General features: G+C 73.3%; 1 pseudogene. It reads left to right on the top strand.

The window, feature by feature from the left end:
• Positions 1–55 precede the first annotated feature (55 nt).
• Positions 56–461 (top strand): annotated as a pseudogene (locus tag FK498_RS20075) (transposase); the annotation flags it as partial.

Below are 461 nucleotides of genomic sequence, written 5' to 3'. Positions count from 1 at the left end.
GGAGCGCTGGCTTGCGCCCTTCCTGGAGCGGCTTGGCCACAAGGCGCGCCGGCGCATGTGCCCGCTCTACCTTCCCGGATTGACCGGGCCGGGCGATCGCAAGAGCATCCAGCCGATGGCCGAACGGCTCGGCCTCGGATCCCACGATCGGCTCCACCACTTCGTCTCGGCTGGCAGATGGGACGCCGCGCCGCTGCTGGAGGAACTGGCCCGCAAGGCCGACGGGCTGCTCGGCGGCGCGGATGCGGTGCTGGTGGTGGACGACACCGCGGCTGCCAGGAAGGGCAGCGCCTCGGTCGGCGTGGCGCCGCATACGCCTGGGCGCTCGGCAGGCAGGCCGACTGCCAGACCCTGGTCTCGCTCACCCTGGCCCGGGGCGCGGTCCCCGTGACGGTCGGGTTGCGGCTGTTCCTGCCCGACAGTTGGACCGCCGATCCCGAGAGGATGCGGCGCGCGGGCGT

The organism is Elioraea sp. Yellowstone (genome assembly GCF_006704265.1).
Classification (GTDB): domain Bacteria; phylum Pseudomonadota; class Alphaproteobacteria; order Acetobacterales; family Acetobacteraceae; genus Elioraea.
Note: the sequence above shows the minus strand (reverse complement) of the source record. Positions and strands in the feature narration are given on the sequence as shown.